Raw genomic sequence first — 23876 nt, forward strand, 5'->3', positions numbered from 1 at the left:
CAGGGATGGGGTGTCCCGAATACAGCAAGAATGGTTCGGGCATATAGATACGCGCTTATGTCGTAGGGGAGGTTTAAACCTCCCCTACAACTACAGATTGTAAACCCAATCCTATGGGGCTTATGAAAGGCGGATTGGATGGGGTGCCCGAATGTTAAGGACTATAATTCGGGATACGTAGATACGCGCATAGAATATACCGATATCTAATAACTGAGAGTCAAGTTAGACCGTTATCTACCCCGTATAGTATAAAGAAATAGTCGGATTGTAAACCCATACGAGCCCTTTAGAAGAAAAAGTCTCAGCCGCGGCAGCCTGCCCGCCTGAAGCAGTCTCTCGCTGGCAGGCGGGGACCCGAAAAATTTGACCCCACAAAGACAATGCCCAAAAGTAACCGCCTGACTCGAGAGAGAAAAATTTGCCGAATATCTGTTGCAGAACTGCTGTATTTAAGGTAAAATCCCATAATCATATGAATATACCTGCCATATTTAAAAAAAGGTCCGGTTCCGGCGTAAAGACGTTCAAGCATAGCGGGAACCTCGGCGATATAATCTTCAGCCTGCCTACTATAATAGCGTTGGGCGGAGGCAAATTATACCTTTCCAACAACACCCCGGGAATAGAGACAAGGGTCTTCACGGACAAGTCGCTGGAGCAGATGATAGAGCTTCTGAAGACCCAGCCGTATCTTGCCGGCGTAAGCCGTTACAATAACGAGCGCATAGACTATAACCTCGACAAATTCCGGGAAATATTCGCCTGTTACGACCACATAGCGAGATGGCACCTTAAGGCCTTTTCCGTCGATTTCGACCTCTCCCGCCCATGGCTGGACAATATAAAGCCCATAAAGACGAGCGAGATCGTCATTAACAATACTTTCAGGGACAGGGACGTACCGCTTGACTGGAATATCCTGGAAGGGCTTGAAGAGAGGTGCGTCTTTGTCGGCCTTGAACATGAGTATGAAAAATTCAAGAACGTAATAGGATTGAAGATACCCTGGCATCCCACCAAAGACCTCCTCGAATACGCCAGGGTGATCAAAGGCGCCAGGCTATATATAGGGAACCAGTCGCTGGGATTTGCGCTGGCGGAAGCCATGAAGGTACCGAGGATACTGGAGGTCCACCATCACTGCCCCAGCTGCCTGCCGTTATCCAGGAACGCCAGGACGATACTCACCGAGAAGATATTAAAACATCCTTTCGGAATAAGAAAAGGGATACTATCTTTTTATAAGATCGGCTAGAGCCCGGAAGAATGGGAAGTATCGAGATCCGTAAGTTGAGTGAGGAGTTTTCTTATCGTTTTGCGATCGTTAGGTATTGTGCAGCCCGCTATATCGAAATGCCCGCCGCCGTTATACATTTCCGCGATAGCGGCCACGTTAGCGCCTTTCGACCTTAAGCTAACCCTTAACCGTTTTTTATCCTGTTCCCTGAAGAGGACCGCGATCCTGACTTTCTCGATCGAGCGTATAAGATCCGCGACCTCGTCGACATCGTCATCCTTCCCCTTAACCTTATCGTAATCCTTTCTCCTTATTATGGACCAGGCGACACTGCCGCCGTTCACGAACTTGCACCTGGACATGCATATGCCGGACAGGATTATCCCTTCCCTGGTCTTCGACCAGTAAACGATATCCACTAATTTCTGGAAATCCGTTACGATCTCAGCCAGAGCGCCGCATAGTCTAAAGGTATAGGGTTTTACATTCGGGAGCCTGAACGAATTCGTCTCGACTATTATCGAGGTCAGTATATTCTGGGCGATCTCTTCGTCTACCGCGACGCCCAGCTTCTTAAGGAGCGTATAGATGATCTCGCCGACCGCCGCGGCCGAGCTATCTATTAACTGCAGGTCGCCGAACGGCCTTCTCGCGTCGTGGTGGTCTATCTCAAGCACGCTGAGCGCTTTTTCAAAAACCCCGTAAGCCCTGCCGAGGATCTCCTTATTGCTGCAATCTACGGAGATGGCCAGGTCGCATCTCTTGTCTATTTTTTTAAGGATGCGCTTCGCCCCGGGCAGCAGCCTGTATCTGCCGGGCACATTGTCCTGGCATATCATATAGACTTTCTTGCCGAGGCGCTCCAATCCCATGCCGAGCGACAGAAGCGAGCCTATCGAATCGCCGTCGGGATTTACATGGCTGGCTATGACGATCGTTTTCGCTTCTTTTATCCGTTCTAGCACCGGCTTCAGATCTTTCATATCAATAATTTACCTTATAAAACGTCTGCTGTCAAAAAAAACTAACTCAGGCTCTCCGCGCTGTACCTGGCCAGGAGCCCGGTCTTTAAAGCATGGCGGTAGATCTTCACGAAAAAAAGATACGACAGGAAGAGATATATCACGACGAGGAAGGCGCCGCACAGGAGCGAGATCCAGGAAACGGAGCCTCCCGCGATCATGGCCCTTAAGCCCTCGAAGACATAAGACGGCGGCAAAAAATACGAAACGTACTGCATCCATTGAGGAAGCGTAGCGACTGGATACAGGACGCCGACGAACGGCGATACGAGCGCCGGGATCGGCCAGATGAACCATTCCGATGCCGGCCCGAAATGGAGCACCAGGGCGCTCCCGAAGATGCCCAGCGCGATGCCGAAGAGGAACAGTATTATAAGGAAAGGTATTGCCATAAGGCCGTAGATGATGAGCGACAGCTTGAAGAAGAATACCGCGATGAAGAGCATGACGGAGATCCCTATTATACTCGTCGCTATGCTTGTCAGCACCAGTCCGGCCGCGTATTCGGATGTGAGGATCGGCGTGGCAAATATGTTGAGGAAGTTCCGGCTCCAGACGTCCTCGAAGAACGCCATCGTTACACCCTGCATGATACGGATAAAGAAATCCCACAGGATGACCGCGCCGAGGAGCACCGGGACGAAGTTGAAACCGCTCGAAGAGACTTTATTGAGGTACTGCGTAAGGAATCCCCACAGGACCATGTCGACCGCTATCCAGGCAAAGAGCGGGAATACGCGCGAGAAGCTCCCCCGTATGAGGTAGAGCTGGCGCAGCATGATAGCGTAAACGCGGCGGAAAGACATTTTAGCCGGCCTCCAGTGTCAGCGGTTCGCGGGCCACTGTGATGAAAAGTTCCTCAAGCGTCTTCTTGCCGTGCTCGGCGGGAAGCGTCTTCGGGTCGCCCTCGAGAAGTATCCTGCCGTGCGACAGGAAAAGGACGCGGTCGCAAACATCTTCGACTTCATACATGTTATGCGACGTCCAGAGCACCCCGCCGGATCCCCGCGATACAAAATCGCGTATCTTTGCGCGGACATCGCGCGCGGTGGCCGGATCGAGCGACGCCGTCGGTTCATCGAGTAAAAGCAGGTCCGGGCTGTTAAGCATGGCCTTGGCCAGGCTGACGCGCGTCTGTTCTCCCGAAGAGAGCACGCCGCATTTCTTGTCGCGGAAATTCTCCAGGTCGAATTGCTTCAACAGTTCTTCGACGCGGCGGGGAAGGTCTTTCACCCCATACAGCAGGCCGAAGATAGAAAGGTTCTGGGAGACGGTCAGGTTCCCGGGCAAGGGTGTATATACGGCGGCAAAATTGGTATGGTTGACGGCCTCTGAACGGCGCCGAGCGAGATCGAGCCCGTTTATATGGACGGATCCTGCATCCGGTTCGAGGACGCCTAATATTATATTTATGGTAGTCGTCTTACCCGCCCCGTTGGGGCCGAGAAGGCCGACTATCTCTTTGCCCCCGACCTCGAAAGAGACGCCGTCAACGGCGACAGTGCCGCCGTATATTTTCTTAAGCGATCTAATCGACAATATCTTCGTCATAGCAAAATTAACCGTCTGTCTTGCCTGCTGTTAGAACGACCAGTTGGCAAGGACCATAAACTCCATAGGTTCCTTATTGCCGTTGTAGTTGGCCAGGCCTATCTGCAATCCGTCGAGAGATTTGGTGTAGTTGACTATCCCAAGCTGGAACCCGTGCATCTCTTTGGCATAATTGACGAATCCGCCCTGGAATCCCCGGAACGAACCGTCGTTATAATTCACAATGCCCACTTCTCCGCCGACACTCTGAGCTTTCGAAACATTCAGCAGTCCGGCCTGTACGCCGCGCATGAAACCTTCCGTCCAATTCACCAGGCCCCATTGTATCCCGCTGAGGTCGCCTTCGGTCACATTCGCGAAACCGTATTGAAGACCGACGAAACGTTTTCCGGCGTGATTGACGAGACCGATCTGCCCGCCATAGGCGGCGCCTTCGACCCAGTTCCCGAACCCTATCTCCACTCCGTTAACGTCGCCCGTAGCCCTGTTCACGCCCAGCCATACAAGGCTCAACCCGGAAACATTCTTATTGACCGTGTAGAACAGGCTTAGGCGCAGCCCCTGGATAGATTCACTTTCCGGCACCATCTGCACCGGATTGAACGCCGCAAGCTGAATGGGCTTTGTCTCCTCGGCCTTGACAAATTGCGGTAGCACGATCAGTCCCAACAGAACCAAAACCAATATCTTTTTGACCATATTGCCTTCTTTCTTTTTTCAACCCTTTGCAATTTTGACGTTAATTATTTTTATGTCAAAATCGCTTATCTCCGCGGAGCGCGAATAAGGATATTGCTCATACCTCTCGTTATTGAAGTCGCCCCTAAGGCGTACTTTGTATTTACGCGTCTCGCCTTTGGGCAGCATGATATTCAGCGCGTTCTTAACAACAGCTTTATGCATCAAATAGTCTCCCTCGCCGAAATAACCGATCTTGAAATTCAAATTGGACACGTTACGGCTGCCGTTATTCTTTAACGTCAGATACAGGTAAGCGACAGCCGGGACTTCCTGATAATTTATCTTAATATCCGCCTCGGCGACCTCTATATTCTTCGCGTAGTCTTCGCCTTTGGCCGGGTCCGCCGATAAGAAGAGCATAAAAAATACCGCGCAGGTAAAGATCGCGCGGCAGGCATATCCGGATATATATGTCATCGAAGCCCCTGCATGATCACTTAAACCAGTCGGACTTTTTTTGCTGGCCGTCCGGTTGATTGGTCGTGTTCGTTGCCGTCATTGGCGATGTGAAGGTGGATTGCGTCGTCGGCTGCGCCGCCGAGCCGTCCGAGCTCTTCGAAGGGGTAGTCGCGGAGCTTGAAGCGCCGGATCCTCCCTGGGACGAGTACCATCCCTTATTTTCCAGGAACGGGTACCAGTCTTTTCCATCCGAGGCGTCAGAGCCCGAAGCAAAAAATAATAGCGCTAATAACACGGCTGCCTTTCGCAATAACATACTCCCCTCATCTTTCGCTCAATTCTACCCCAAATAATAATCCTCTGCAACATGTTTTGTTGCAGAGGATTATATGTTAGCGTCCCGCAGCTATATTTACCGGCCGCTGTCTTTCCGCTTCGAAAAACAGTCTTTGCAATATACCGGACGGTCTTCTCTAGGCTTAAAAGGGACCTCGCATTCTTTCTTGCAATCCGCGCAAGTCGCTTTGTGCATCTCTCTCGGCGCCCCGCCGAAACCACCACTGCGATCCTGATATGCCATACTGCCTCCTTATTTGGTTAAATACAACTATACGACTTCTGCCCCTGTATTGCAAGAGGTATTATCAAATTATACTATCTCCTGTTTTTCCCGCTATTTCTCTCAACGTCTCTTCCGCGTAGACCATATGATAAAAATGTCCCTGCCCCTGGATAATGCGCAACTTCGCGTCCGAAAGGACTCCGGCCAAATACCGGCTGAAAGACGGCGGAATCCAGCGATCATCCGAACCCTGGCGTATCTCTACATGGCATTTGATCTTACGCAAATCAAAACCCCACGGATGATAGATCAACTGCGCGTCAAGAGATGGGCCCTTGGAGCCCTGCCTGAATAACTCCTGAAAATCCCGCATAAACAGATACTGCAGATCCTTGTTCTGAAATAATTCCATATCCGCCTTACACATGCTTGATCGCATCATCTTTGCGAACGCGGCCGGGCTCTTTATGACCTTCTGCTGAAAACCAAGCAGGGCAAACGGGACCTGAAACAAACAAAGCGGAAGCCATGCGCCTAATTTCGCGAACAGGCGATCGACCCATCCGAGTTCTTTGAGAGCGGCCCGATCCGTATAAAGCGGTACGGCGCAGGCCAGATCGACCACAAATTTCAGGCGCGGGGCCAATGAGTAAGCGCAGGCAAGGAGAGTGGGGCCTCCGCCGGAAATACCCATAACGCCGAATTTCTCTATCCCAAGACGATCCGCCAGGGCGGCTATATCGCTTGCGCCATCAAGAATTTTCCTGTGCGGCTGGAAATCCGACAACCCTATCCCCGGACGATCAGGAACTATGATCCTGTAGCCGAGCCGTCTGGCGGCGCTGTGGAGCAGCATTACATGGATATGCGAACCCGTCCCATGGCAGAAAAATATCGGCTCGCCGTCTTTCGCGCCATATTGATAATACGCTATCTTGCGCCCGTCTTTCGCGGCAATAAAAGCCGCTTGCGAATTAAGCGCTTCCAGTTCGTCGGGTTTTATTATATCAGGAATATTTGACGGCATACGTTATTTTCCCAACCTTTATTCGCCGATTATCTTAATAATAACCCGTTTCTTCCGCTGCCCGTCGAACTCGCCGTAGAATATCTGCTCCCACGGGCCGAAGTCGAGCTTCCCATCCGTAACCGCGACGACTACCTCACGGCCCATTATCGTCCGTTTCAGATGCGCGTCCCCGTTATCCTCGCCCGTAAGATTGTGCCTATAATCATCTTTACCATAAGGGGCCAGTTTCTCTAACCAGTTTGCGAAGTCCTGATGCAACCCGCCTTCATTGTCGTTGATAAAGACACTGGCAGTTATGTGCATCGCGTTGACCAGGCACAACCCTTCTTCCACGCCGCTTTTCTTAACCGCATCCTCGACCTGAGGCGTTATATTTATGAGTTCCTGCCTCTTCTTCGTATTGAACCAGATATAGTTGGTATATGATTTCATTTTCTATTTCACTCTTCTTGGCGTATGCGGTTCCGAGCCGTATTTGATATCATGCTGCCGATCTCTTTTTTTATTTATATCTTTTTTAAGGTCTGCTATCGCGGCTTTTCTCTTTTCGATATCCTGGTTTATTTCCTGCTTTACTCTTTCAGATTCCGTTTTATCGGAGATCCTTCCCGCCTCTTTCAGCTTCCGGCGGTCCGAGTCTATCGCCCTGCTTTCCTGGATTATCTGGTCCCTCTGGGCGATAATCTCTTTCTCCAAATTACGCAATTCGCTGTTGTCCTGTTTTTTTCGGGTAATATATTCTTGACCAGCTCGACGGCATACGCATTTTGCGATAGAACTACTGCCGGCATCGTCCATGCTATTAAGATTATCGCTAAACATATCCTTGGCGATCTCATATGTCACCTCCCCTGTTCAATATCTTCTTAATGACCGGGAAATCCTCTGCCGGTATAAACCCCGCTTTTACATATCTGACGACGCCGGCCTTATCTATTATGAGAAAATTGCTTTCATCGTGGGCCATGCCGTAACCCTTTTCCATGGAGCCGTCCCAATCCCCGTATATGGTTATGCCTTCTTTTTTGGAATTCTCGCGCAGGCTTCTTCTCCATATATTCGGCATAAAAGCTGAACAGCGGATGATCGCCACTTTCATTATCTCTTTTTGCGCCGTCTCGGATTGCGTTCCATAAAAGACGTTCAGGTCGTCTTTGAGCGCCCGGTTCTTCTCTTTTGTATCCTTTGTCTCATAAAAGACCACGGCTATTTTACCGTTCAGCATGTCAGAGGTAAGGACCTCGTTATCGCCGGAAGTCGCCTTAAAATAGGGCGCCTTTTCCCCTTCGGATATACACATAGCGGGTGAGGCGGATAAAAGCAGAGAACAAACGGTTATTATGGCTATTTTAAATGGTCCTGCCGAGATCATAGGCCCTCCTTAATAATTTGGCGTGGGTCTTAGGGTCAAAATCCTTTACGCTCGCCGCCGTGAGCGTCTTTATCCCGGCGCGCGTATATTTGAAAAATACCTTCATGGCGCGCATACAACCGGTAGAGATGCCTAATAGATGAGAAAAAGGGAACGGGGCGCCGCAGCTTGTTATCAGTATGACCTTTTTTGGATTTGTGTAAAGGTAGGTAAGCCCGAAAGGGTTCTCCTTGAACATCGAATAACCTCTGTCGATAAACACCTTGGCGGAGGAAGTGACATTGCTGAAATACGTCGGCGATCCGAAGACGAGGACATCGGCGCGCCGCACTTTATCGACTACACTTTGAAAATCATCTTTTACGACGCACTGCCCTGTCCGTTGACAGGCAAAACACGCCATGCACGGCTTAATGGACAGGTCCACGAGATAGATCTTTTCGGCGGCGGCGCCCCTGTCGCTCAAAGCCTTGAGCGCCGACCCCACCAGGTTATCCGTGACCTGTCCCTTACGCGGGCCTGCCACAATTCCGAGAGCGTTCATATGCCTCACCAAAATAGATAAGAGACCGATGTTGAAAAAGCGGTTTCGTCAAAAAATCTTCCTTCCGCGCCGAGCCTCAGCTTATTGTCAAAAAGATATATTTCCAGCCCGCTTATCATTCCTACATGATTCTTGGAATACAGCCTCTTTTGGTTGTCATTATTTATTTTATAGACCAACTGGCAGTCGGAACCTTTCATGCCGGCATAGACGGTGAAGTGTTTAAAGTCTTTCGCGACGATACCGGTTATCTGCCAATCATCAAGGCATGATTTATATTTATCGTTATCTATACTGCGTTCCGGCGGGTGCACGCTTATGTGCTGGCCTCCCACTATGAGGCGCACACCCAATTTTTTGTGCTCGAAAGCCCTGATGCGGAAGCCATAGCCGCCGGTAAAGCCTGCGTTAAAGTCCAGCTTTGGGAGGTTAGCGCTATCATGCAGTGAAACATCGCCCATGCCGATCTTCCCATCCAGCGACAGCCAGTCGAACGCGCCGAACGAAACTGTAAAAAAATGGTCCTGATTTCGCAGATCGCCGTGGGAATTGTTAAGGGTCCGTTTGAACATTACATCGTATTCGTAACCGAACTCCACATTTCTCGCGGGCGGGAACCGCGTCCCGTTGGAAGGCACTGCCTGCAACGTCTGCAGAAAGCCGAGAGAGAACGCTATGACCAATAAGGAAATTTTCGCGGGTTTCACAACCCTCCTGTAATTTAACCGGGTCAGATCCGTCCGATCTCACGCAGCCACTCGGACACTTCGCCTTGCGCGTCCTTCGCGCGATTCCCCAGAGTCTCGAAGCTGTCCAGCACGGTCGACCTGGGGCAGAGCTCGGAGACGTCCGCAAAGCTGTGCCCCGGCCCTCCCCCGCCGTGCGTGCAGAACGGCACAACGGTCTTCCCCGAGAGGTCGTATTTCGACAGGAATGTCTTGACCGGAGGCGGGAATGTCCCCCACCAGACAGGATAGCCTATATAGATAACGTCATACGACCCGATATTATCGACTTTTGTTAATAATTCCGGCTTGTAACCGTCGCTGATCTCCTTCTTTGCAACTTTTACGACTACATTGTATTCTGTAGGATAGGGCTTAATAGACCGTATCTCAAAAATATCGCCTCCAACAAGCTTATGGATCTGTCCGGCAACCTCGCGGGTGTTGCCGGTGAGCGAAAAATATGCCACAAGGATCTTTTTGTCGCCTGAAGACGGCGCGGCCTCATCGGCAGCGAAACTCATCCCGGCCGGCGCGGCCATAAATAGAATAAACGCAACGATTGCTGATACAGAGAGTATTACCTTATTCATACCAGCTCCTTATATTTAAAGCTGCTCAAAGGTAATTATATCACAGGAAATGTGTTATGGAGCGGATTTTATTGCGGGTGATGAGGTTTATTTGATCTTGCTGGGTGGCACCTCGGTGCATGGCACCGGACTACCTACAAACTACTGATTTGATGCTTTCCTTTTCGCTAATCTTTGATTATATTTATATACTTTAATTTTTCGCATAATGATATTATCCGAGAAATGTTTTTTATTAACAGTATCTACTACATACGCATACCCGTTTTTTTAGCGATAATGACCTCAAGTAGTGGTGTTAATTAACTTTAGGCGGTACCGCCTAAAAAATTGTATAATACACAAAAGGAGGTCACCATTGGAACCTATTATGAACTCAAAGAAAGAACGTTTAAATCTCACACCGGAACAGCTCTTCGACATATACCTGGAATGCAACGCTCCAGGGGCACCAATAAAAACGATCCTGGGCCGCTACGGCTTAAGGCCTTGGGACCTGGTTGCTATACGCAAGAAGGTCAAAACCGCGGCTATGGAAGCCCTTGCCCATCCCGGAAAACAGGGACGGAAGCAGCAGGTCATCCCCGCAGAACAGTATCAAAGAGTATCCAAAGAGCTAATCGAAACCAAAGACGCGCTCGCTGCCGTGGGGCACGAGCTGTCCTTATTAAAAAAAAGGACGAGTTAGGGCTCAAAGGGCCCTTAAGCGGCCATTTTAAATTTGAGGTCAAAAGAGCTGTGGTCAATATCATAGATGAAGCTGTCGTTCAAGGCCTTACCCAGAAGCTATCCTGCGAGATATTCGGGATCGCTCCCAGGAAACTGCGTAGATGGGTAAATCCTAAGCCGATACGACCTCGGACCGCATGGAACAAGGCGCTCCCGCATGAACACGACGCTATTGAAGCCGCCGCCTGGCTGCCGGATCTTATCGGCAAACCCGTAAGCCATGTTTTTGTCCACGGCCACACCACAGGCAAATTCTTCGCTTCGCTGTCGACGGTCTATCATGTATTAAAATCTAAAAACATGGTTGAACCAAGAAAACATTGGCAACGAAACGCGCCCTATGTCAGCGCCCATGCGCTATTAGACGAAGGCTTCTCGCTCCTCTGCTACGATGGCACGCAGTTTAGGACAGATTCCGGTATCATCGTCTGGGCTATCCCGGTTATTATACTACCCCAGAGATACTTACTTCATATCGGGCATTCCATAAACGGGATATCCGCAAGCGATCTTACGCAAGCTGTAAAAGAAGCTTACGCTTTGTTGCCGGAACATCTGACTACAAAACTCCTTGCTCATTCAGACAGAGGTTCGGCTATGAAAGCATCGTCTACGAAACAAACTATCAAAGAGCTTCTTGGTGCGCCCGTCCACTTCGGGCGGCCGCACACGCCGGATGACGAGGGGTGGATAGAAGCGTTTATCAAGACGCTTAAATATCACAGGGACGCTCCGCGGTCATTCAAGCTGGTCGATGATATTGTGCGATGGCTTACCAGAGTCCCTGATATATACAACAACGACCCTCACAGTTCCTTAAGCTACGTTACCCCGCTTCAGGCACTGTCAGGCCAAAAGGAGGTGATCTTAAACCAACGTAAACAAAATCTTGCGAGGGCTCGCGTGCTGCGTTATAATGCCTGGAAGTCGAGCCGTTCTACATTACTTCCGGCAGCTTCAGAAGTAGTTATGCAACTGGCTTGAGGTCAAACTCGCAAAAAAACTCCGCATATAAATCTTTAACATCTAAATTCTTCTTATAGAAATTTGGAATCATACCACTCCAGGTATATGACTTATATTCGGTTAATTCTAATGGTGGATTAAATTTTATGTCTCTTGCTCCTTCATCGACGTTTTCTAACAACCCTTCTTTAATAGAAATAGGTCTACGTCCTTGATTTACAATCAAGATATGAATGGTAGCACTATACTGTTGCCATTTCTCGGCTGAAATTTTAAGTTCTATATTTGCCCTGTCTTTGCGATAATTCAAGTAGTACAATAACAGGCTTAGCGAGCCCGTAATAGCACCCCATATAGCTATCGTGTCCATCCAAACCCTTTCTTTATAGCTTAACTTTTCCAAGAACATATCTTGTTTGATTTGCAATAATCGGTGCCAGACACCGAGGTGCCACCCATCCCCATTAAATAAAAAATCCCAAGCGGAAGTGAGCTTGGGATATATAAGCGCAGCAACCAAAAGCTGCACTTTCGTAATAGTGATGATACCATTATATAGGGCTCAGATCAAGAAGATTGTGCTAGGATTTTATAAATGATTCGGGGATATTTTGACTACCTTACCATGCCGCCACACAAGAAGAGGATCCCCTGTGCGCTTGTGGTCTTTAATGACGTTACGCACCGCTTCTTTTAACGCCTTTTCGGCTTTTTGAGATAGTGATAAAATATGCGTCTTTCTGCTCTTCATTTTACTCCGCCTTCTTGGCAATTAAATCAAATAAATCTTTATCTTCAACGCTAAGCTTACCATATTCTTCTTTAGCAATCAAGCGGGGATTTGCGGTCGAATTATCGAATAAATTCCAAGTATCGAGCAGAGGTTTATATAGGATTAAAAAGTTATTAATACTTCTATCGAAACGGCGGCGCACGTCTTCATCCGCAACGTTATGGCCGCCCCGCGCCACACGCTCTTTTATACGCGCCAACGCAAGTTCTTTGCTTGGAATCCATAGAAAAAAAAGATGTATTGCATAACCTTTCTCTTTCAACTCTTTTAAAAATATAGCATGCCTTTTCCCGGCAAGCGTAGTTTCGAACGCAAACTCAACATTTTTGTCAGCAAGCTTGTGAATCTGCTCAAGCAAGAGTTTTCCGGCTTTGATAGCGACAACATACGGAGAAAACGGAGACAGGCCTTGCGCTATAAGGTCGGCGTTGACAAAATTTGAGCAATGAGCGTATTTGGGAAGAAACTCTCGCGCAAAAGTCGTCTTCCCTGAGCCATTCGGACCGGCAATTACATACACATTTTGCTTTGCCATAAACTAAATTATAGCCCAAATAAAAGTCCCCTACAAGCAAAATGCCCATTGTTAATGACTTTATTTTACTTGCCCAGATACAGGCATTCCACTTTCTTCCTGGCCCACGGGGTCCGTCTCAGGAACTTCAGGCTGGACTTGATGCTGGGGTCTTTCGCGAAGCAATTTAACCTGATCCTCCGGGACAGGTCTTCCCACCCGTACTTTTCAACCAGGTGCGTAAGGATCATCTCGAGGGTAACGCCGTGAAGAGGGTCTTTGTGTTTATTATCGATCATAACCTATTATGGTAATCGGTGCCAGGCACCGAGGTGCCTAAACTCTTCCTTTATTTTGGAATGGGCGAGGAGTTCTTATTAATCATATGCAAGGACAAAGTAGCTACACATATCCAAAAGATTAAGTCCAAACCTCTTAAAATCAAAATATTATATGGGAATAATGCCCGTAAGGAATGAATGATACTTTTCCCGCCACAAATCAAAAATATTTTGGACATAATAAGCATATCACACAAACTAAAAAACAAAACCCTACGCAAGTATTTTACTCACATAGGGTTATGTTTAAGTGAACATGTCTTTCGCCCAACCTTATCTAACCCATCCAACTTTTCGATGAGATTGTACACAATCTCTCAGATACATGTTGATTAAAATCTGATAAGGCACGTCCATCTCATCTGCCAGATGCTTAAAATATGCTATAACATCGGAGCTAATCCGCATCGTTACGGGCTTCTTTAGCTTTGACGCATACGGATTGCGTTTACCATGCAATTCGGAAAAATCATATTCTGCTCTCATATTTTACCCCTTTCGATAATTATCAGCCTCATGGCGAGTCGCTTTTCTAGCTGAAATTATCCTTATAGTATTTACTTTTCTTGTACAATAACACACAACCACCTTACGTAACTTAAAGCTAAAACCCAAAATTATGAACCTGTCTTCGTCTTCTGAGTGATCCGGGTCAAAATATTCTATGGCATTTTCATCATAGAAAACGGTTTGCGCCTCTTCAAAAGAAACGCCATGCTTTCTTTTGTTAAGTAATGCTTTTGAATTATCCCAACTAAAATGAATATCATTCATATGTACAATATAAATATACCATAAATATGGATGAATGCAAGTGTTTTTTAAATATTTTTACTACAACGAGGACTCGGCCATCCGGCCGCTGAGATAAAAAATACTATTTGAAAATAGCGTTCTGCTGTGGTAAAATTCATCCACAGTATCGCTTATTTTACACTCCCGTGTAGCTCAGTCGGTAGAGCACGTGGCTGTTAACCACGGTGTCCCTGGTTCGAGTCCAGGCGCGGGAGCCAAAATAAAAATGCCTTCAGTCTAACTGAGGGCATTTTTTATTTTGATCCTGAGGAGGCTGTGATATACCTATATGCCGACGAAGGACCTTTCTATAAAAACCGCCTCCGGCGGCCGGATGGTCGAGGCCTCCCGGCGGCCTTTGTTTTTAAGCTTGCGGAGATTTTCCAACCAGGTTATAATACTTAAAACTACGGAGGCAGACCATAAATAAACTGACAGCGCTTAAGATAACGAACGTATTGTTACTTCTTTCGTTCATTACACAGGCTGTCACTGGCCTGATCTTCTTTTTCGGCATAGATGTACCTAATAAGCATGCCCTGTTGGAACTGCACGAATATAACGGCCTCCTAATGGCCGCCCTGGTCGTCATCCACGTGACCCTTAACTGGGGTTGGATAAAGGCAAACATCCTTAAGAAACGAGGTTGAAAAGCCGCCTCTCCCCCTACACCTCCCCCCAAATTTTTCTTGATTTAACCGCTGTAATGTAGTATCATTTTCATCCTATCTTGTTTCTATTCTAAAGACACCATATAATAACAGGAGAAGAGAAATGCCCAGACCAAGTTCCAGTATTATGCGCCGCACCGTATTCTTCGCTGCGGCTGTTATTATGCTTATTTCGGCCACTTCCATTTTTTCAGCGGACACAGCCAAAGACAGCCAGACTTTCAGCATCCTTGAAGCGCGCGAAAAAGGCTCTTTCAATATGGGCCCGGCTGTCGGAGACGTGATGGACGTTACCGACGACTCCCTCAAAAAAGAGGTGATAAAGTTCGATTATACGATATTCAGCGGCTCCATCATAGGCGTCTGGACCAAGAGTTTCCCGCCTGAACTGGACCTGAACACAGCCGACGCCGTAAGGGTAAGCGTTAAGGTCCCGACGAAAGAGCAGCTCGAACAGGTCTCGGTAAAGCTGGAGATAAAAGGCAACAGGGGCATGCAGAGCGTCCCCATCCAGTTGAAATACGGCTGGAATACGATCCGCGAAGCTATAAGCTGGGGCACGATCGGCGACCTGAGAGAGGTCGTATTTGTCGTAAGCCCTATAAAGGTAGTCCCTGCGGCCGGCAACCCGATGTGGTTCAATCCTGTCGAGTCTAATGCCTCGGCCGGTAAGGAAGTCGAAGGAGTGCTCTATTTCGACCTCGACTTCTACAGGCTTACCTTCCTCCAGAAATACCTCGCGTTCGTCAAGTTCAGGCTCGTCATCGTAATGGCGCTCATCCTGGGCCTGATAGCCTATTTAGCCGGCCTGCTATTCAAGCGCAAGCGCGATGAGAAGCTGCACAGGCCGCTGGGCGGAATAGCCAGGGATATCCTGTACGGCTTCGTCACCGTCCTGATCATCGGCATTGCGCTGCAGATACGCCACATGGGATCGATCAACGGCTTGGATCACGGCATGGGTATAGGTTTCTTGGTCGTGGGGCTTTTGGGTGTAGTAACGGCAGGCCTTTTAAAAGCCGGGCTCACGGGAAAGCACCTCACCCCTTTTGAAGTCTTCCTGAACGCCATTATCACCGGTTTCCTGGCGGCATCCACAAGCAGGCAGGAGCTTCTGCAGTCCCCTTCAGGCTGGATACAGCTCCTGATGCTGAACAATACGATCTCGATGCTCACCTTCCTCATATATAATTTTGCCAATGCGCGGTCGCTCGCGAAAACGGAAAAACACCTCAAACCCATCATATGCGCGCTTATCGTAGGCACCCCCTACCTTTTCAACTGGATATTGCTGCTCGAGAATACGACCATAGTGCAGACGCTCGGCGCATTGATAACGGCAGGCGCGCTCGCCAACTGGCCCGTCGCGCTCGAGGTCATAGGCAGGACATTCGTCGTCTTCATATTCAATGAGCTGCTGACGAACGGCATCAGCCTCGCGATATCATCCAGGGCGCTGACCTCGAAGAGAGCGCACTTTTTCATCTTCTCGATCTCCATGGGCGTAGTGGTGGCCCCGGTAATAGCGGATCTCGGTTCTGCCGCGGCCGTGGCAGGGCTGCATATCGCGATAAGAGGCGGCATCGCCATATTTACCTCGATGCTCTCTTTTGCCGGGCTATGGGGAGAGGTTTATCTCATAACGGGCATAATCCTCGACAGCCTCCAGCGTAAATCACCCTCAAGAACGACCATCTTCACCAATATCACGACCGGCATGAGAAAAGGCGTGGTATATACGGCCATCTTCATGGCCATGCTTTTCTTATTGAAGATGCTGCTCGATTATCCCCCGGCGCAAAAATGCATCGCCGCGCTGCCCATGCTTCTAGGGATAGCGGCCGGGGCTCTCGTATTCCCGCTCCTCAAGACCATAGTCGAGACATTTGACGGCAGCCAGTCTTTCTTCGAAAGGATGCGTTACAGCTACCGCGACATGACCCTCGCCCTCAGGGGCGGCATCGTCGGTTTCGGCGGCTACTACATGATCTCCAACGACCTATTCCAGAAAAACATGCCGGAGCGCATATTATTCGGCCTGGTGATAGGCTTCCTGGCTTCGGGAGGCGTAAGTATAGTAAGAGACGTTTATTACGCCGTCAGGAAGCAGGGCAAGATACAGTCGTGGAAACTCTATCTCATCGATTCCCTGCTGGGCGCATTCGTCGGCAGCGCCGCCGCGTTCTACCTGGACGCGCGGCAGGTCCCGGTGGTCATCGAGAAGTTCAAATTATACACGAGCATGGGGCTGCCGGAAGTGCAGTACATAACCTATCCGTTAATAAATAAATGGGGCCGCATCGACCTCGGGACCTATGCCGGCGGCTCGAAGCTGCTCTTCATCGAATCTTTAGCCGGTGTCATAAACTGGGCCGTCGCCGCGTGGCTCTTCGCCGTAAATAAAGTATTCATGGAAGCCTATTTCCAGAAAGATAAGACGCCGATAAGGTTCTTCTTCTCCGCGGCGGGATTCGTCGAATTGATGAAACATATGCTGTACGTGTTGCGGTGGGGCTTGTGGATGTCGCCCATCATATTCACGTTCCTGCGCATGATGCCCGACCCGACCTGGTATAACCAGGACGGAGCCATCCGCACCATTTTCGCCATCTATAATAATATCACTATGTCGCCGTCGGCGTTCAACGCCTGGAGCCTCCAGGTATTCATATATATACTGGCGTTCGACTTCTTTCGCGTCCTCATATGGATGGACCATATGGGACTCAGGGTCGCTACGCTGGTCAATTTAAGCTTCATAGGCCTGGACAAGCTAGACGAGAAGATAGCCCGGTTCATCGGGCCGGCCGCCGCGCAGAGATATATACCGGAAGCCGTCAAAAGGTTCGCGACATGGGCTCCGCTGCTCATACCTTTCTATCTTCCCCGGGGGCAGGCATGGGATTACGCCTGGAACACGGCTGAAGCGATGAGAAGCTCCGGCAGGGGCAAGGCATTTTTCGCCGGCATGCAGTCAATGCCGCTGTATCAGACTATCGGACTGATCACGCTGGCAGTGCTCGCCTGCGCGACAGCGTCATACTTCATGCGCGCGCTGCACAGGCGCAACCTGCGGCGGCATGAAAAGAGCTACGAGCTCGGCAACAGGGAATACAAAGTAGTCCTTAAAGAGAGCGGCGAAATATTCAGCGAGGTCGTGCATAAGGAATACGACATAAGCCGCCGTTCCTACGATATCATGGATCCGTGCGGCAGGGTCCTCTATCTCGCGGAGGCCGCGGAAACTCCCGGCAGCCCGAACAAATACTGGCCGGTCATAGGGAATTTCCCGAAAAACAAGTTCGAGGCTTCACACATCGAAAAGAAGGACAATTCCGTCACTATCATTAACGAATCCAACAACATAAAGACGACCATAGACATAAAGTTGCCTGACCTGGATACAACGGCCGAGATATGGACCGTTACCATCGATAACTTAAGCGACAAAGCGCGCCAACTGAAGGTCGTCCCCTACCTCGAGTGGGTATTGAACGGCGGGATGCACGACAGGTTCCACACCCAGTACGCGAGATTGTATCCCGAAATGGAATACGCGAGCGCGGGCAACGCCGTTCTCTCATGGCACAAGGGCACAAAGGCCATGGGGATACTGGCGAGCGATACTCCTCCGTCGGGATTCTTGACCTCCCGCGCCGATTTTATCGGCCGCGCGAGGAGCATCTGGTCGCCGAGGATACTGGAGACGTTAAAATTCCAGGAAGCCGCGGATTCCGCGTCGTATCCGACGTTCGACCCTATCGGAAGCCTTATTCTGAACCTCGATCTCGAAGCATATGGCTCAAAGACAATACGCTTCATGATCGGTTATTCAAAGAACAGGGAGACGGCGCTTAAGATGATAGGCGACCTGCTGAAACCGCAGGCGGCCAGGTCTCATTCGCCGTCGCAGGCAAAAACCAGGTCGCCGCTTATCGGGCACGGAGAGATACCTCCGGGAACGCCGCAGCCGTATTATCAGTACAGCGACAACGGCAACAAGCTCATAGTCCGGACGCCTTTCACGCCGCGGCCTTACGACCATGCCCTGTCGAATACGATACATTCAGTCATGGTAACGAACCGCGGGCTCCACACGTCATGTAACGGCAATTCGCAGCAGAACCGCGTAACCCCGGATTGGCCGGACACCGTGACGAAAGAGATACCTGGAGAGGCAATATACCTGTTCGACGCGGATAAGAACGAGTGGTACTCCCCCACTTATCACCCCTTAAACGACAGCCGCGCAAATAACGAAGCCGAGTTCGGCGTCGACGGGACCGCTTTATTCCGCATGACGCGCGGGAACATATCTACCGAGCTTACGGTATTCGTGCCGACTGAAGACCCGATGGGCATATACCTGCTGACCGTGAAGAACAGCTCCGACAAGCCTAAGAAAATACGGATAGCCCCCTACTTCCAGATAGCGCTGGCATTCCAGCCGGAAAAGTCGGGGACGCTGACGGAACGCTATGACAAAGAACTCAACACCTTATTCTTCGAAAATCCGCGTAATCTCTTCCGCGCAGGGTGGGCGTTCGCAACTATGTCGATTCCCTCGGACATTACGGAGACTAAGCGCGGCAGGTTCTTCGGAACCGGCCGCGGGACAGTCAACCCGTTCTTTGTGGAAAAGGGCTGCCCTGACGCCGCGCAATTGACCGACGACAGGCAGATCGCGTCTTTCCTGAGTACCATAGAGATACCCTCGCGCGGAGAGCGTACGGTCGCGATACTGCTCGGACAGGCCGAAGACAAGAAACAGGCCGTCAGCCTCGTCCGGAAATATAAGAATGTCGAAGCGGTCAGGAAGAGCCTCGAGGATACGAAGAAATGGTGGCTCAACCTCATGGGGACGGTCACCGTCGAGACCAACCAGCCTGAGTTCGACAGGTTCCAGAACTGGCTGAAATACCAGGCCATCGCAGAACGTATTTGGGCCAGGAGAGGTTTCTACCAGACGAGCGGCGCTTACGGTTTCAGGGACCAGCTGCAGGATACCGTCAACCTGATATGGGTCGATCCGGCCCTTGCGCGCAAGCAGATAATACTGCATGCCGCGCACCAGTTCATCGAAGGAGACGTATTCCACTGGTTCTTCACATTGACCGACGGAAGGACCTCCTTCTCATGCCGGTCACATGCCTCGGACAACCCGGTATGGCTGGCCTGGGGGCTCGTCGAATACATAAACGCTACGGGCGACTATTCCATACTCGACGAGATGACGTCTTATGTAGTCTCCGAATTCCCGTTCGCGCCTCTGCCTAAGAACAAGCAGGGATGGGGACATTTTTATCACAGGTCCACGCGTTCGGATACGGTCTACAAGCACTGCATGAGGTCCATTAACCTTGTCCTGAAAAAACGTATGGGCAAACACGGCCTGCCGCTCATGGGGACCGGCGACTGGAACGACGGATTGGACGAGATAGGAAGCGAAGGCAAGGGCGAAAGCGTATGGCTCGGCTTTTTCCTGTATTATATATTGAAGGACATGATCGACATCATACAGAGGAAAGAAGGAAAGAAACGCAAAGAATATTACCAGAAGAGGATGAACGATCTCGCCGCGGCGCTCGAAAAGACGTGGAGGGGCGACAGGTACCTGCGCGCTATCCATGACGACGGCACGGAGATCGGGCTGAAAGACAGCGGGATATGGGAGATCGACGCGCTTACGGCAGCGTGGTCTGTCATGTCCGGGATAAATTTTGACCGGGGCTTAACCATCTTCAATACGGCCTTGAGCGTACTCGAAAAAGAGGATACCATATTGCTCGGCTGGCCCGCCCTGCGAGAGGACACAAAGCCATACCTGGGACGCAGCAGCAAGTATCCCGAAGGCGTACGGGAGAACGGCATGTATTGCCACGGCGTCCAATGGCTCGTTAAAGCCGCGCGCATACTGGCTGAACAGTTCGAAAGAAACGGCAACAGCGCCAAAGCAAACGAATACAGGGAGACTGCGTATCGGCTCTGGCTCAAGATATCGCCCATCCCCCATACGATACAGCAGAAGATCGAGATCTACGGCGGACAGCCCAATAAGCAGGCCGCCGACATGTTGACCAAGTTCGATCCGGGGCGCATGATATGGCACGGCTACACCGGCGCCGCGGGATGGATGCTCCGCCAGGCCATGGAAGGCGTTGTGGGCGCTTCGCTCATACGCAACGAGCTCACTTTGCCCGGCGACCTTGAAAAGCCGAGAGGCAAGTTGAAGATAAACAGCATCCGCAGATTCGGTAAAGGCAGCTCAAAGGGCGACGCCGGCTCGTTGATCGATGAAGGAAGACAGTCGCTCAGATCCGTTTAAACCGATGAAGATAAATAAGAATATCTTAAAAATAGCCGCGGTCGTGCTGGTGGCAGTAATTTGCGCATACGTAATATCCAACAAACTGGCTGAGAAGATATCCAGGAAAGCTCTTAATAAGGCTGTAAAAGTCGCCGGCCGCTATGGCCTGACATTGCAGGATCCGCGTTTTCAGAAAGTCCAGATCCTCCTTCCTAACGCCGTCAGGTGGTACAACGCGTCTACGCACGTCATGGTAAAACATGACGGCTCTTTTGAGATCGACCGCAACTTCTACCTGTATATCCACAAGACAACGCTTACCCTGAAGAATATCATGACCGGCAGCTATCTATTGACGCTCGATGGGATATCTCTGGAATGGCAGAACGAAAACGTACGTAAACTCGACTCTTTTGAAAAAAGCGGCGATAGGATGTATAATGCCAGGCTGGAGATGCCGCTTAAGATGAATCTGACAAATAAGTCCGAATTCATAAAGCAGATGAATAGCCTGCGCGAAGACATGTTGAACCTGTTAAAACACGGCAAATGCCGCTCCCGGATATTTTTTAAAGGAACCATACATTTCACCGTTCATGATATGATCGTAGACGCGCGGATCGCCACCAAAAGGAACGGCAACGAGACCATACTCACCATGCATGAGGGCGACGTAAGAAAATTGTCGGAACTATTGAAAGATTACCTGGAAGAGACGCTGACAGATACCGAGGTAACCCTGGTTTCTCAAAACCCCTTAAGGGCGCCATATCTGTTAAGGATACGCGATTATGCCTGCGCTACCACAAAAAATGCCGCCTCGAGGGATGATAGAGTCCCGAAAGACGCTTACAGGCACATACTATGGGCCTACCGTTTGACTAAACAATATAAAGCGGAATTCGCCAAGATAGTGACAGACGCTCATGAAATAGGGGCAACCGATGAGACGGAAGCCGAGATGGCCATGGACCTTAATAATAACGCCATAGGGATACGTTACGCCCAGGCGGGATATAAAGAAGCCGACCTGCTGAAACATATTTTGAGCGACCCGGACGTCATACTGAACCACGCAAAAAACTAAACGCGGTCGTCGCCGGCTGCCGGCGCGGGAGGGGTTTCACCCTCTTTTCCCGCAGATGCCGGGATAGTCGAAAAGATCACTACTTTATTCTTTCCCGTATGCTTGGCATGATATAGCGCGCTGTCGGCTTTCCCTATAAGCTCATCTTTATTCTTCTCGTTCGAATATTCCACGACCCCTATGCTTATCGTCGCGTTATAATTGACGTCTTTGAACTTGAATTTCTTGGCCTCGACCGCCGTCCTTATCTTCTCGCCGACTTCGGCGGCGTCCTTCTCCCCCGCTCCCGTCAGCATCACTATGAATTCCTCTCCGCCGTACCTGGCAACGACGTCGACCTGCCTGGATTTAGACTGAAGGATCTTGGCGACTTCCACAAGTATCGTGTCGCCGGCCTGGTGGCCGTAGGTATCATTCACCTTCTTAAAATTATCATTGTCTGTCATGAGAAGCGACAGTTTCCTGAACCTGTATGTCGCGACGTTCTTGAACTCCGCCTCTAACAGAAGGTTGAAATGCCTTATATTGTAAAGGTGCGTCAGGCCGTCCCGAGTCGCCTGTTTGAAGAGACGCGATCTTTCCATGTTCTGGAGTATCTGCGTATACGCGGCCGTCAAGCCGTAAGAGGCGAAGATGCCGAGTATCGGGTAGAATGTGACCACGGATATCTTAAAGAAACTGAAGAGGAACCACGATATTAAGCCGTAACATACGGCGCTTATGAGAGCAAATACCATACCGGCAAGGGGACGCAGGTTGGAAAGGAAGAACGTCAATGCGGCCGTCACTATCAGAAGTATCAGAATATTGATCCTCTTCGGCACAGTGTATATGAAATCGTTATCCATTATGCTATACAGCACTGTGGCGTTCACGCCAACCGCGGGATAGGCGTTCTCTATCGGTATGGGTTTAATATCTATGAGCCCCGCGGCCGTAAGGCCTATGATGCAGATCTTATCCTTGAATATATTGAGGTCTATGATGGGCTTTTCTCCCGCCTGTATGGCCGCATAAGACCTTATGACGTCTATATAGGAATAATGAGGGAACTCTTTTCCCCATTTACCCTGCCAGTTTATTACCAACTGGTTGGATTCATCTAGAGGGACCTTTATTATCTTACCGCCGGCCATAGATAATATGACCAGGTGCCTATCCGGGTCGAAGAATACATCGTTGTCAGTAAGGCCCATGGCGTCGAAAGCCACCTTCATACCCAGCTGATAGGTGTATTTACCATCGTGCCCCATAACAGCGGGCACCCTTCTTAAGATGCCGTCCAAATCCGGAAGCGCGTTTATGTGCCCGATGCCTTTTACATGCGCTTTAAATATGGGAGTAGGCTCAAGTATGGAAGAAACGCCCAGCCCTTTATACGCGTTCTTCAGATCCGTGGTCTCAAGATCATACAACATCGGAAAATATACTATGCCGGCCTGCTTCAGGGCCTCTTCCAGGGCTTTGTCATCAGCGTCGTCCTGCGGCTCGGAAAATATGACGTCGAAAGCCAGGGCCTTAGGGTGGTAATTGGCTAATATTTTAATCAGCGTAGCGTGCCATTTTCTCGGCCATGGCCACCTTCCGATAGCCGCGATGCTGTCTTCGGCCATATCTATAAATACGATGTCGGAGGGTTTGGTATTTATATGCCGAAGATTGAACCTGTAATCGAGGGTAAGGAGCTCAAGCCTGGAAAAGGTATTCGCTTGATAAAGCATGACCACTATAAGGACCACGACAAGGGACAAGATCGATCCTACGACGCGCCGGTGCTGGACGACTTTCTGATACAGGAATTCACCGAAATTTTTTATAGCGCTAATATCCATATATCCTTTGGCTTATGAAAAGAGGGTAGCTTTTTAAGCTACCCTCTTTTTTCAATCACTCA

At 49.8% G+C, this 23876-nt stretch carries 27 protein-coding genes and 1 tRNA gene; 7 read left to right on the forward strand and 21 right to left on the reverse strand.

Annotated elements, in window-relative coordinates; translation table 11 throughout:
• Positions 1-475: 475 nt before the first annotated feature.
• The gene (locus WC592_06885) at positions 476-1258 is read left to right on the forward strand and encodes a hypothetical protein (protein MFA4982172.1); all 783 of its coding nucleotides are present in this window, start codon (positions 476-478) and stop codon (positions 1256-1258) included.
• On the opposite strand, the gene WC592_06890 is transcribed toward WC592_06885, so the two are convergent.
• From WC592_06890 to WC592_06955, 14 genes are all read right to left on the reverse strand, one after another.
• The gene (locus WC592_06890; GenBank protein MFA4982173.1) at positions 1255-2223 is read right to left on the reverse strand and encodes a DHH family phosphoesterase; all 969 of its coding nucleotides are present in this window, start codon (positions 2221-2223) and stop codon (positions 1255-1257) included. The two genes, WC592_06885 and WC592_06890, sit on opposite strands and share 4 nt — an antisense overlap.
• Positions 2224-2264: 41 nt before the next feature.
• Positions 2265-3068: an ABC transporter permease gene (locus WC592_06895; protein ID MFA4982174.1), complete on the reverse strand. Its 804-nt coding sequence runs from the start codon at positions 3066-3068 to the stop codon at positions 2265-2267.
• A gap of 1 nt (position 3069) precedes the next feature.
• A complete protein-coding gene (locus WC592_06900) occupies positions 3070-3813 on the reverse strand; it encodes an ABC transporter ATP-binding protein (GenBank protein MFA4982175.1) in 744 nt (247 codons plus the stop codon).
• Positions 3814-3843: 30 nt separating this feature from the next.
• Complete coding sequence (locus tag WC592_06905; GenBank protein ID MFA4982176.1) at positions 3844-4512, reverse strand: hypothetical protein; 669 nt, start codon at positions 4510-4512, stop codon at positions 3844-3846.
• Between the two features lie 18 nt (positions 4513-4530).
• Positions 4531-4971 carry a hypothetical protein gene (locus tag WC592_06910; GenBank protein MFA4982177.1) on the reverse strand — a complete coding sequence of 147 codons (441 nt, stop codon included), beginning with the start codon at positions 4969-4971 and terminating at the stop codon, positions 4531-4533.
• A 16-nt stretch (positions 4972-4987) separates the two neighbouring features.
• Positions 4988-5269 (reverse strand): hypothetical protein, encoded by a 282-nt coding sequence (locus tag WC592_06915; protein ID MFA4982178.1) that lies wholly within the window; start codon positions 5267-5269, stop codon positions 4988-4990.
• A gap of 96 nt (positions 5270-5365) precedes the next feature.
• Positions 5366-5533: a CxxC-x17-CxxC domain-containing protein gene (locus WC592_06920; protein MFA4982179.1), complete on the reverse strand. Its 168-nt coding sequence runs from the start codon at positions 5531-5533 to the stop codon at positions 5366-5368.
• Between the two features lie 64 nt (positions 5534-5597).
• Positions 5598-6542: an alpha/beta hydrolase gene (locus WC592_06925; protein MFA4982180.1), complete on the reverse strand. Its 945-nt coding sequence runs from the start codon at positions 6540-6542 to the stop codon at positions 5598-5600.
• An 18-nt stretch (positions 6543-6560) separates the two neighbouring features.
• A complete protein-coding gene (locus WC592_06930) occupies positions 6561-6977 on the reverse strand; it encodes a secondary thiamine-phosphate synthase enzyme YjbQ (GenBank protein MFA4982181.1) in 417 nt (138 codons plus the stop codon).
• A 3-nt stretch (positions 6978-6980) separates the two neighbouring features.
• Positions 6981-7391: a hypothetical protein gene (locus WC592_06935; GenBank protein ID MFA4982182.1), complete on the reverse strand. Its 411-nt coding sequence runs from the start codon at positions 7389-7391 to the stop codon at positions 6981-6983.
• Complete coding sequence (locus WC592_06940; protein ID MFA4982183.1) at positions 7381-7917, reverse strand: hypothetical protein; 537 nt, start codon at positions 7915-7917, stop codon at positions 7381-7383. Before WC592_06940 ends, WC592_06935 begins: the two co-directional genes overlap by 11 nt.
• Positions 7895-8461 carry an NAD(P)H-dependent oxidoreductase gene (locus tag WC592_06945; GenBank protein MFA4982184.1) on the reverse strand — a complete coding sequence of 189 codons (567 nt, stop codon included), beginning with the start codon at positions 8459-8461 and terminating at the stop codon, positions 7895-7897. Before WC592_06945 ends, WC592_06940 begins: the two co-directional genes overlap by 23 nt.
• 5 nt (positions 8462-8466) lie before the next feature.
• Positions 8467-9168 carry a hypothetical protein gene (locus WC592_06950; protein ID MFA4982185.1) on the reverse strand — a complete coding sequence of 234 codons (702 nt, stop codon included), beginning with the start codon at positions 9166-9168 and terminating at the stop codon, positions 8467-8469.
• 23 nt (positions 9169-9191) lie between these two features.
• Complete coding sequence (locus WC592_06955; GenBank protein ID MFA4982186.1) at positions 9192-9779, reverse strand: flavodoxin; 588 nt, start codon at positions 9777-9779, stop codon at positions 9192-9194.
• Positions 9780-10149: 370 nt separating this feature from the next.
• Between WC592_06955 and WC592_06960 the strand changes: the two genes are divergently transcribed.
• Entirely contained in the window at positions 10150-10467 is a 318-nt protein-coding gene (locus tag WC592_06960; protein ID MFA4982187.1) for a hypothetical protein, read from the forward strand.
• A gap of 50 nt (positions 10468-10517) precedes the next feature.
• On the forward strand, positions 10518-11492 hold the full coding sequence (locus tag WC592_06965; GenBank protein MFA4982188.1) for an integrase core domain-containing protein: 975 nt from the start codon (positions 10518-10520) through the stop codon (positions 11490-11492).
• Here the strand turns inward: WC592_06965 and WC592_06970 are convergent.
• From WC592_06970 to WC592_06995, 6 genes are all read right to left on the reverse strand, one after another.
• Positions 11476-12003 carry a hypothetical protein gene (locus WC592_06970; GenBank protein MFA4982189.1) on the reverse strand — a complete coding sequence of 176 codons (528 nt, stop codon included), beginning with the start codon at positions 12001-12003 and terminating at the stop codon, positions 11476-11478. The two genes, WC592_06965 and WC592_06970, sit on opposite strands and share 17 nt — an antisense overlap.
• Before the next feature lie 60 nt (positions 12004-12063).
• Positions 12064-12225, reverse strand: a complete 162-nt coding sequence (locus tag WC592_06975) for a hypothetical protein (protein MFA4982190.1) — start codon at positions 12223-12225, stop codon at positions 12064-12066.
• 1 nt (position 12226) lies between these two features.
• On the reverse strand, positions 12227-12802 hold the full coding sequence (locus WC592_06980; GenBank protein MFA4982191.1) for a zeta toxin family protein: 576 nt from the start codon (positions 12800-12802) through the stop codon (positions 12227-12229).
• 65 nt (positions 12803-12867) lie between these two features.
• A complete protein-coding gene (locus tag WC592_06985; protein MFA4982192.1) occupies positions 12868-13080 on the reverse strand; it encodes a VF530 family protein in 213 nt (70 codons plus the stop codon).
• A gap of 315 nt (positions 13081-13395) precedes the next feature.
• Positions 13396-13608, reverse strand: coding sequence for a BrnA antitoxin family protein (locus WC592_06990; GenBank protein ID MFA4982193.1), 213 nt, complete (start codon positions 13606-13608; stop codon positions 13396-13398).
• Positions 13609-13611: 3 nt separating this feature from the next.
• Positions 13612-13896, reverse strand: coding sequence for a BrnT family toxin (locus WC592_06995; protein MFA4982194.1), 285 nt, complete (start codon positions 13894-13896; stop codon positions 13612-13614).
• A gap of 163 nt (positions 13897-14059) precedes the next feature.
• Here WC592_06995 and WC592_07000 point away from each other — a divergent pair.
• From WC592_07000 to WC592_07015, 4 genes are all read left to right on the forward strand, one after another.
• Positions 14060-14135 (forward strand) — tRNA-Asn (locus WC592_07000).
• A 240-nt stretch (positions 14136-14375) separates the two neighbouring features.
• Positions 14376-14567: a DUF4405 domain-containing protein gene (locus WC592_07005; protein MFA4982195.1), complete on the forward strand. Its 192-nt coding sequence runs from the start codon at positions 14376-14378 to the stop codon at positions 14565-14567.
• A 124-nt stretch (positions 14568-14691) separates the two neighbouring features.
• Positions 14692-20913, forward strand: coding sequence for a hypothetical protein (locus tag WC592_07010; protein MFA4982196.1), 6222 nt, complete (start codon positions 14692-14694; stop codon positions 20911-20913).
• Entirely contained in the window at positions 20882-21982 is a 1101-nt protein-coding gene (locus WC592_07015; GenBank protein MFA4982197.1) for a hypothetical protein, read from the forward strand. The genes WC592_07010 and WC592_07015 overlap by 32 nt, the downstream gene beginning before the upstream one ends.
• Here the strand turns inward: WC592_07015 and WC592_07020 are convergent.
• A complete protein-coding gene (locus WC592_07020; GenBank protein ID MFA4982198.1) occupies positions 21979-23814 on the reverse strand; it encodes a CHASE2 domain-containing protein in 1836 nt (611 codons plus the stop codon). The two genes, WC592_07015 and WC592_07020, sit on opposite strands and share 4 nt — an antisense overlap.
• Positions 23815-23876: the final 62 nt, after the last annotated feature.

The organism is Candidatus Omnitrophota bacterium (genome assembly GCA_041648975.1).
Taxonomy (GTDB): Bacteria; Omnitrophota; Gorgyraeia; order 2-01-FULL-45-10; family 2-01-FULL-45-10; genus JAQUSE01.